Source organism: Bacillus sp. JJ1521 (assembly GCF_036965165.1).
In the GTDB taxonomy this organism is placed as follows: Bacteria; Bacillota; Bacilli; order Bacillales; family Bacillaceae_L; genus Ferdinandcohnia.
In genome coordinates, this window is the sequence record NZ_JBALOX010000113.1 from 1 (window position 1) to 10,024 (window position 10,024).

Consider the following 10,024-nt stretch of genomic DNA (forward strand, 5'->3'; position numbering starts at 1 on the left):
ACACATTACTACATACAATAAGGGAACAATTAGGATTAAGCGGCACGAAAAACGGATGTGAAAATGGGGATTGTGGGGCATGTACGGTTCTAGTTAACGGGGAACCAATGCATTCCTGTCTTTGTCTAACGATGGAAGCCTTAAATCAGCCGATAACAACAATCGAAGGATTAGAGAAATCGCCTATTAAGCAGACATTTGTTGAAAAATGGGCAATCCAATGCGGGTATTGCACACCAGGCTTTATTTTAAATTGTCATGCATTAGCTTCAAAACATCCACATGCAGACGACGCGGTCATAGATGAATGGATGGCATCCAATCTCTGCAGATGTACGGGTTACCAAGAAATAAAGGATGCCGTTAAAACAGTACTGCGGGACACGGGGACAGGTCCCATGACCCACCATTAATTGGAAGGGAGATAAGTTAATGGTGAAAATGTATAAGATTAGAGGATGCTGAAACGTTAAAAGTAGGTAAGGGGCATGAAACTGGGTAAAACTACGGGATGCTGAATCGGAAAAGATAAGTAAGAGGTACTTAACTGGGTAAAATTGGGGGATGGTGAACCAATAAAGGGAGGAAAGAGATACTCGACTGGGTAGCAAAAGAAAAATAAGCGGAGATTTTCCGGTTATATGCAGAATGGAGCTCGTTTTGGGGATAATAAGGGAAGTTTTTCCGGTTATGCAAAACAAAAACTCCCATTTTCAAACTTTTCGAGTCGATAGGCGGAATAACTCCGTCTATTTCATCATTTTTTAATTAAAATTACCAATTAACCGGAATTTTTCCGTCTATTTATCAGCTAGGGTGCTTAACTTGATCCCTCAACCGTAGGAGTGGAACCTCAAAGAAAAAGACGTATGCCAATTCATACGTCAATTCTTGTATCTTTTATTAAAAGTTCCATGCAGATTTTTTGTCTTTTACCTACTCTCTATTTTATTCACCTGTTTCAGCAAAACGCTTAATTCTCTCTCCTATTTGCTCACGAACCCGCTCAAACACAGCCCATTTCTCTTCTTCGGTACCTTTAGCTTTTGCCGGGTCATCAAAGCCCCAATGATCACGTTTGACATGCGCCGGTGTCATTGGACACTTATCTGCAGCGTCTCCACATAAAGTCACTACAAAATCAGCATTGTTTAAAATTTCAGGATCAATGATGTCTGAAGTTTGATTTGAAATATCAATTCGAACCTCTTTCATTGCCTTTACTGCGTTCGGGTTTAAACCATGTGCTTCAATACCCGCACTTAATACGTTCCACTCATCACCTAAATACTTTTTTCCCCAACCTTCTGCCATTTGGCTTCTGCATGAATTACCTGTACATAAAAAGTAGATTGTTTTTTTAGACATAATGTATTTCTCCTTATTGTTTAATGAATAATTAGTAACCAGATATATAAACCAATTAATGTGATGAACAATGTTGGAATGGTGAGTATGATACCTGTTTTGAAATAAGTACCCCATGAAATTTTGACGCCTTTTTGTGAAAGTACATGCAACCATAATAGTGTAGCAAGAGAACCAATAGGCGTGATTTTGGGTCCTAGGTCTGAACCAATGACGTTAGCATAAATAAGAGCTTCTCTAATCACACCTGTTGTGTTGGTATCTGCGATTGCGAGCGCATCAATCATCACAGTTGGCATGTTATTCATTATTGAAGATAAAATGGCCGCAATGAACCCCATTCCAATCGTTGCAGTAAATAAACCTTGATCTGCCGTCACCTGGATAAAATCGGCTAGTAAATCAGTGAGACCAACATTTCGGAGTCCATACACAACTACATACATACCAATTGAGAAAAACACGATATTCCAGGGTGCACCTTTTATGACAGTACGGGTATTCACTGCAGGACTTCTTCTAGCCATGTTGAGGAAGAAGATTGCCACAATACTAGCAATGATTGAAACTGGAATACCTGTAAATTCACTTGCAAAGTATCCGAGTAGTAAGATCCCTAAAACAACCCAAGATAATTTGAACATCTTCATATCCCGAATCGCTTCTACCGGCTTCTTCAATTGAGCCATATCATAATTCCCCGGTATACTCTTACGGAAAAATAAGTATAAAACCAAAATGCTGGCTACTAAAGAAAAGAAGTTTGGAACTATCATTCTTGATGCAAACTCCACAAATCCAATCCCAAAAAAGTCCGCCGAAACAATGTTAACTAGGTTACTTACGACAAGTGGTAAAGATGTGGTATCTGCAATAAACCCACTCGCCATAATAAATGGAAATACCATTTTCTCATTGAAATGAAGGTTCCGAACCATTGCCAATACAATAGGTGTTAAAATTAAAGCAGCCCCATCGTTTGCAAAAAATGCAGATACTAATGCACCTAGTATAGACACATAAACAAACATCCGAACTCCACTACCTTTTGCTGCCCTTGCCATATGTAAAGCTGACCATTCGAAAAATCCAATTTCATCTAAGATTAATGAAATCATAATGATTGCAATAAACGCTAAGGTTGCGTTCCAAACAATAGATGTAACATCTATTACATCGGTAAAATTTACTACTCCAACAATTAGGGCTATAACAGCCCCGCCACAGGCAGACCAGCCGATCGATAAACCTTTAGGTTGCCAAATGACTAATACGAGGGTAATCAAGAAAATGACTGAAGCTAAAATTACTGATGTCAATATATAACCTCCTATTGCTAACATGAGGTGTGTGTAGCAATTTCACATGAATTAGCAATTACATTTAATAAATGGGATTTCTTTTAACTGGTCTATAATAGACTGAATATATAAAGGCAGCTCATCATTTAAACGATAATGCTTCCAGGTGCCAGAACGTCTTTCGACAACAATTCCTGCATCCTTCAACTTCTTCAATTGTTGACTAACCGCAGGTTGAGAAATATGTAATACATCTACTAAATCACACACACATACTTCCCCCTTTTTAAGACATGATAACAGCTTCAAACGGTTCGGGTCACTTACAGCTTTTAGCCGTTTAGCCATGAATTCAAGGTTCTCCAAATTAGTTTTCTCCTCCTATATATAAGTATTCTTTTATATAAAATTTCACTTATATAATATAGACGACTCAAATAATAATCGCAACTGTTTATTATGTTTTTCTTATATGCACCTTTTACACTAAAGCAAAAAGACCAATCTGATACTTTACAGAATGGTCTGGATTTTCCATCTACAACAAGCCATTTTTAACAAGTTGAGCAGTTGATCTAAGCCTAACATAACCTAGAACAATTATTGCAACTGGAAGATTACCTTTTTGAAATTCTTTCATTTTTAATAGCATCCTAAACTAACAATTTCTCCATTGCCATTACATCAACATATTGACCATCTAGCATTCCTTGATTAATAAATACTCCCACTTCGCGAAATCCACTTTTTTTATATAAGCCTTGACCCAATCCATTAAAAGGGAAGGTAAACAAGACAATTTTATGGAATTCATTCAGCCTAGCAAGTCCTTCAATGTAGGAAAGTAACATTCCTCCCACACCTTTTCCACGAAAATTTCTTTGAATATAAATAGATAAATCGGCAACCCCATCATATGCTGTACGGCTATTATATTGATTTAAACTTGCCCATCCAACGATCTCCCCTTCGATATCCGCCACTATGACTTTATAACGTTTAGTATGCATATGGAACCATTCAATCATATATGCTTTATCTTTAATTTTTGTCTCTAAGGTTGCAATTCGATCAATTATCCCTTCATTATAGATAGCGAGAATATCTTCAATGTCATTAATAGCCGCTACTCGAATATTGATATCATTCATTTAGATAATTCTCCTATTCTAACAACTACTCTTTTCGGTTTTAATTCCGCAACATAAAGGTGATTTGGTCATTACTCCTGCGAGAAAATGAATTGCCCTTTGTGTAGTTTCTCGTTCAAAGTCTGTCATTTCATTGAAGATATCATTCAAGAATTCATTCACTTGCTTATCAATTCCTCCCGCCACCATTTTACCTTTTTCAGTTAAGGATAAAACACTAACTCTTTTGTCTTGCGTAGAAGGTTGTTTAACGACAAGTTCCATCTTTATTAGGGTTTGAATTTGCCTACTAAACGTTGCAATTTCAACCCCAAGCAAATCAGCAACCTGTTGCATAGTTGGATTAGCATTTACGTCTATCTCATAGAGTATGTGACTTTGTACTGCCGATACATCGATCCCATCTACAGAGCAACAGGTTTTATTTAATAACCCAAAGCTACGTGTAATGGTTTGAAATGAATTTCTCATGAATTGATCCCCCTTAATTTTTTATTAAACTATTTTCCTTCTCCTGAACGATCGAAGGAATTATAGAAAACGCTGTCTTTCTTAGTCCTAAGATAAATCGAAAAGTTGGTCCGTGGCTATGTGATGATAGCGGTCCAGCAAAGTATAACCCAGGTAAACTTGATTCAAATGACTCGTTTAAATTAGGGAAATGAGAGTACCCTTCTTCTCTATCAATCGAGCCTAATAAACTTTTATCCAAAAAAGGTACTTTATCAATATCAATACGGAAGCCTGTTGCCGCGACAATATGATTAACTAGTCTTACCTCACCATTTGATAAAGTGATCTGCATTTCCTCTTCGTTAACCATTTCTACCTTTTTTATCTCTACCCCAGGGCTTTGTGGAACAATTCCCTCTACGTATGGCTTTAAGAAATGGGCTATACTTCCCGGAGACTGCCCCCATCCTGCTTCCTTTTCTTCATTTGGCAAGTTATAAAATACATTACCTACATCTCTTAAGGCAATTTCATTTTCCCTGCTACCCGCATAATTAGGTGTTAGCTTACGATAAATTAACTCTACTTCTGCTCCATCACGGTGCAATAAACCTGCTGCTTCCCAAGCACTCTGACCACTTCCCAATACAACTACTTTCTTACCTTTGAAATGTGAGAACTTTGTATATCCTGAAGTATGTGAAACTAAATTTGATGGCATACCCTTTAAAAAATCTGGAAGATATTTATAGTGTTCAATTCCAGTTGCAATGACTACATTTTTTGAGACATAATGATCACCAGATTCAGATATTACATCATAATAACCATCATTATAAGAAACCTTTGTAACTTTTTCATTTGTAAATTCAATCCCAGATTTCTTTGCAAACCAGTTAGCATATTCGATAAAGATTGGTCTTGGGAGAGGAGTAAATAATGCTATTCCAGTCTCTTTTGAGAATTGCTGTATAGTCAGCTCATCCTTTGAATCAGAAAAACTAACGAACTCATGGGGTGTGCGGATAAACATGTCTTGTGGCATTTGATTTTTCCAAAAATCCATCGGATAACCAAGCAATTTACTTGAGATGGCTTGAAACTGCATGTGATGCCAACGAAATTCCAAAAGGTCCAGATCCAACAATAATAACATCCAACATATAAACATCCCCTTGAATGATTGTATTAATCAAGTTTTTAAAAACCATAGTCCCAACTCAAATTTAAAAACATATCTATTTTATACCATTATTACTTGTTAATTACAAGTAAATTTCATCGAATTTACATAAAAAAATGCCAGACATAATGACGATTTGTCACAGTGCCTGACATCCTTAGTTCAACATGCCACTGAAAGTATAAACCCAGAAACGACCATATGCCTCTTTCCGTAAATAAAACACCGTAAAAAAAGAATTTGACCGCGAATGCGGTCATTATAAGATTTATTTAAATACTATTAAAACAGCAAGATAACCGCCGCTAATACCGGTGTAAGCACCATTGCACTTTTCAAAACCGGAAGTGGAACATAATTCGTAAATTTTGCCCCAATATATGAACCGACCATTGTTCCCGCCAATACTTGGAGCAGTAGTAGAACATCAAGGTATCCCTCAAAATAATACCCGATTCCACCGGCTAAGGCGATTGGCAGAATGACTAACATCGTGGTTCCAACAGACTTTTGAACGGATAACCCTAATATAGTCAATAACCCAATTTGGATAAATGGAGCCGAGCCAATTCCAAACGACCCTGACAAAACACCACAGACGATTCCTACAAAAGCTGCACGAGCATAAAGTCCACCTCTAATTGACAATGTAGGATTTCCTCCTATTTTATTGACAATAAACAAACGAACCACGAGCATTACAGCAGATAAGAACAACATGCCAGCGGTCAACCAATGTAACAATCCAACCGGAATCCACACTGCAATCCCGGAGCCCAAATAGGCAGCGACTGCACCAAATCCCCCTACTGCTAATCCTGCTTTTACATCTATATTGCCTTGGCGATGGTGGCTGTATGCTCCTGACATAGTCGTAAATACCATTGCTGCAAGCGAAGTTCCAAGCGCCATATGTATAGGCACTCCAAACACAACCGTCAATAGCGCAATAATGAAGCCGGATCCCCCAGCCCCAACAAACCCTACTAATATTCCTAATAAAAGCATTGTAAGTGTAATAGCCATCTAGATTACCCCCATAAAAAGCACAGCCAAATTCCCAAAAATAACAACTAATCTTATTATAAAACTATAACATTAGCAGGTAGATTTTGTAACTAAATAAGGAGGATAGCATGGAATAAAAGGAACCTGGCCCCTATTAAGCTAACGCTTTAATACTGGGGCAGGCTCCTGTAATCTATTCTGTAATTAAATCATATGCAGAAACTTTCTTGATCCTTAGCGATACGAACATTGTGACAATGTAAGCTAAAATAAGAATGCCTGCACAAAGCATTAGAAGCATTGGTACATTCACGATAAAATCCAAACGCTTAACCCCTGCACCTGATAGTAATAAGGAAATCATCGGATTCGTGAAATAAAGCCCTAGCACTCCGCCAATTGCAACACCTGTAATAGTCACAGGCAGAAAACTGATCGATATTTGATTCATAAGTTGAATCGTTGAATATCCGATTGCTTTCATTACACCAAACTCTTTCTTACGCTTAATAATCATCGTTTTGATAACCAAATACAAAATCATCACGACGACTAAAACAGTAATAATTAATACCATCAGCATAACAGCAAACACCGCTGCCGTATACATACCCGTTTGGCTCTCTATATTTTCATCGATGTCTAACGTTCCAATGATTTGATCCCCGTACTGTTCTTGAACATTTTTGATAAAGTCTTTGTTCGATATACCATCTAGATATACATATAGGGACGTACCTTTATAATCTGAATATAATTGCTGAATTCCATCCATTGTTACGGCGGCAACCTGGCCTAAATTACCAATTGATTGACTGAGTCCAGTTACCAAGTAACTTTTAGATTCCGGTCCATATTCTACTTCAACCGTATCACCGATTCCTTTATTAATTTGATTTGCTACCACCCAAGAAATTGATATTTCATTTTCATATTTTGGCTGACGACCTTCATAGACAATATTATTTTCTAACTCGCTATAACGGTCCGTAACATTTGTATAGACGGTTTGACCATCAATTTTTGTTGTAATTAAGTCGAATATATTCACTTTTCTAACTTGGTCCATTTGTTCAATATCTCTTAAAAGCCCACTTGTATTTGTTTCTGGCTTAACCGAAACAAGTACATTCCCCGGTTCTGAACCAAATAAGTTAACAAATGCTGTTTTATCTGTTGCGATGTTGTAATAAAGCACCATTGAAAAGACAGAAGCAAAAGTTAATGCAATCATGATGATAAGAATCATCATATTTTGCTTTGCGTTTGCCAACATCGATTTAATCGCAAGTAAGAAGTGAAGACCACCTTTCGATTTCTCCAAAGGGAAGTGATTTTTTCTAAAACTGTGGGTTTGAATCCCCCCTCGAAGCGCAGCAACCGGTAAAATTTTTCGAACGCGGAAAGCTGATAGTAATGTAACGATTACAACACTTAACACAACAAGGAAAATACTGACTAAATTAATGAAAATATCAAGGCTTTGACCCCATACCAAACCAGATAAAGATGAAATAATACCCCCAATGAAAGGCATTAGACCATATGATAATGCAATCCCTACTGTACTTGCACTAAGAGCAATTAAGATGAACTGTAGAATAATGGATGAAAGTATTTGCCCGCTTGTATAGCCAATCGCTTTAAGTGCACCAATATTTGTCATCCCATCTTCAATGCTATTAGAAACACGGAACTTAATCACAATTAATGAAACTAGCACGATAATGGCTGAAAAAGCTACTAATATTGTCGCCACGATGTTGATGGTCAATGTGCTCACGCTCTTCACCAATTCAATATCTAATCCCCAAATATATGAAGTCGTTTCGCCTATTGTTGATTGGGGAAATTCCTTCGTGAAATCATTTAGCAGCTTAGAAGATTGAGTTTTGTCTTCCATTACTGCCGATATGATCTTCCCTTTTGATTGATCCCTGACTTCATCTGCTAGTCTTTGATAGGATGCCTCAGGCAGCATAAATTTCATAATCCCAATGTTAGTTGTACCCATTATCGTTGTTTCAAAGAATCCAGCAATCTGATAATCATAATCTGTATCTTGATAGCGAATCGTAAAGTTATCACCTAATTCATAGTTCCCGTTTGTTTTAAAACTGTACGGTAGATAAATATCATTGGTACTCGGAGTATCTCGCTTTTCAATCAACTTTAGTGGACCAATCCAACGATTGTTCTCTGTATTAAAAATAGCTATACTGCTATTTAATTCACTACTTCCAAAATTAAATGTAGCAAGGTCCAACATGACAATTTCTTCAGTCTCTGTCTCTGTTACCCCAGAATAATTCTTGATAAATTCATTATAAGAGGAATGATAACTACCCTGATCCATCATAATCGTTACATGGGGATCATGTAATTGTTCAACTTTGTTATCAAAAAATGGATTTATTTGGGTAATAACCATTAAGCCAATATTAAGTAGTAATGCAGCAACCAAAATAAAAATAAATAAAGAAGCTGTTGCAGATTTGCTTTTTCGAATATTTGCCTTGGCCAAATTCATAATTTTCACGTTACCACCCCATTTCTGCAAGGAAGTGTTTGAGCTTTTCATGTCTCTCGAAATCCTCATTCTCTGTGTATGCGCCTAACTGCAAGTCACCGCAAATGACACCATCTCTCAAATAGATGATTCGATTACCACGCAGCGCAGTTTTAATATCGTGGGTTACCAAAACAATACTTTGTCCATTACGATTTATATTTGTGAACACATCTAAAACACGATCACTGGATGCGGAGTTCAATGCACCCGTTGGTTCATCTGCAAATAATACCTTTGGAGAGTTAATAATCGCTCTCACAATCCCAACCCGCTGAGCCTCCCCTCCAGAAAGCTGAGTTGGAAATTTGGACCATGAGTTTTCATTAATCCCAACTTGAATTAACAGCTCTTTCGATTTTTTAACGAGCTCCCGTTTATTTTTATGAACTAAAAGACCACACGCCAGCACATTATCTAGTACACTCATATTGTCCAGTAAATAAATTTGTTGAAATACAAAACCACAATTATTCCTTCTAAATATCGCTAATTGATCATTATTTAATGTAGCTAAATTCTTCCCTGCAAAATCGATTTCACCTAATGTCGGTTTATCCATACCACTAATTGCGTAAAGCAAAGTGGATTTCCCAGATCCCGAACTACCCATGATGATTGTAAAATCCCCCTCTACTAAGCTAATATCAAGATTTTTTAAAACATGCTGCTGAATTCCACCACTTGAAAAGCTTTTACACAGCTTCTCCGTTCTAATTATTGTTTTTGCCATGATTCTTTACATCTCCCTTTATGAAATTTATGTATTTTTATCCAAAAGAAAAAGACCGCAATAAAGATTACAGTCTTATCATACAAAATGAATTCTTATTAAATCTTTGTGTAATTCTTAACTAATTCTTAATTATCAAATGCGCCTTGGCGTATTTGCGCCAGATTTTTAGGCCAACACGATGTTGGTCATAAAGACGTTGCCACAGGACGTTGCGTTCTTAGTCTGAGTTCCTTAATTTCAGTCGGGGTTTGGGTC

Annotated in this window: 10 protein-coding genes; 1 reads left to right on the top strand and 9 read right to left on the bottom strand. The window is 37.0% G+C overall.

The genetic code is table 11. The features are described 5' to 3' along the window. Positions 1-413, top strand: a 413-nt coding sequence (locus tag V7147_RS15725; RefSeq protein ID WP_335368782.1) for a (2Fe-2S)-binding protein, incomplete at its 5' end; no start/stop codon positions are given. Between the two features lie 535 nt (positions 414-948). Here the strand turns inward: V7147_RS15725 and arsC are convergent. The 9 genes from arsC to V7147_RS15770 all read right to left on the bottom strand — a co-directional run bounded on the left by arsC (position 949) and on the right by V7147_RS15770 (position 9,766). Beyond that, positions 949-1,368: an arsenate reductase (thioredoxin) gene (gene arsC, locus V7147_RS15730; protein WP_335368783.1), complete on the bottom strand. Its 420-nt coding sequence runs from the start codon at positions 1,366-1,368 to the stop codon at positions 949-951. A 20-nt stretch (positions 1,369-1,388) separates the two neighbouring features. Further along, positions 1,389-2,687, bottom strand: a complete 1,299-nt coding sequence (locus V7147_RS15735) for an arsenic transporter (protein WP_335368784.1) — start codon at positions 2,685-2,687, stop codon at positions 1,389-1,391. Between the two features lie 51 nt (positions 2,688-2,738). Further along, the gene (locus tag V7147_RS15740; protein WP_335368785.1) at positions 2,739-3,035 is read right to left on the bottom strand and encodes an ArsR/SmtB family transcription factor; all 297 of its coding nucleotides are present in this window, start codon (positions 3,033-3,035) and stop codon (positions 2,739-2,741) included. A 287-nt stretch (positions 3,036-3,322) separates the two neighbouring features. Further along, positions 3,323-3,820, bottom strand: coding sequence for an arsinothricin resistance N-acetyltransferase ArsN1 family A (locus V7147_RS15745; protein WP_335368786.1), 498 nt, complete (start codon positions 3,818-3,820; stop codon positions 3,323-3,325). 18 nt (positions 3,821-3,838) lie between these two features. After that, positions 3,839-4,291 (bottom strand): MarR family winged helix-turn-helix transcriptional regulator, encoded by a 453-nt coding sequence (locus V7147_RS15750; RefSeq protein WP_335368787.1) that lies wholly within the window; start codon positions 4,289-4,291, stop codon positions 3,839-3,841. Positions 4,292-4,304: 13 nt separating this feature from the next. Further along, a complete protein-coding gene (locus tag V7147_RS15755; protein WP_335368788.1) occupies positions 4,305-5,429 on the bottom strand; it encodes an NAD(P)-binding domain-containing protein in 1,125 nt (374 codons plus the stop codon). Positions 5,430-5,738: 309 nt separating this feature from the next. Continuing rightward, a complete protein-coding gene (locus tag V7147_RS15760; protein ID WP_335368789.1) occupies positions 5,739-6,482 on the bottom strand; it encodes a sulfite exporter TauE/SafE family protein in 744 nt (247 codons plus the stop codon). A gap of 175 nt (positions 6,483-6,657) precedes the next feature. Then, the gene (locus V7147_RS15765; protein ID WP_335368791.1) at positions 6,658-8,994 is read right to left on the bottom strand and encodes an ABC transporter permease; all 2,337 of its coding nucleotides are present in this window, start codon (positions 8,992-8,994) and stop codon (positions 6,658-6,660) included. A 10-nt stretch (positions 8,995-9,004) separates the two neighbouring features. Next, positions 9,005-9,766, bottom strand: a complete 762-nt coding sequence (locus tag V7147_RS15770) for an ABC transporter ATP-binding protein (protein ID WP_335368790.1) — start codon at positions 9,764-9,766, stop codon at positions 9,005-9,007. Positions 9,767-10,024 lie beyond the last annotated feature (258 nt).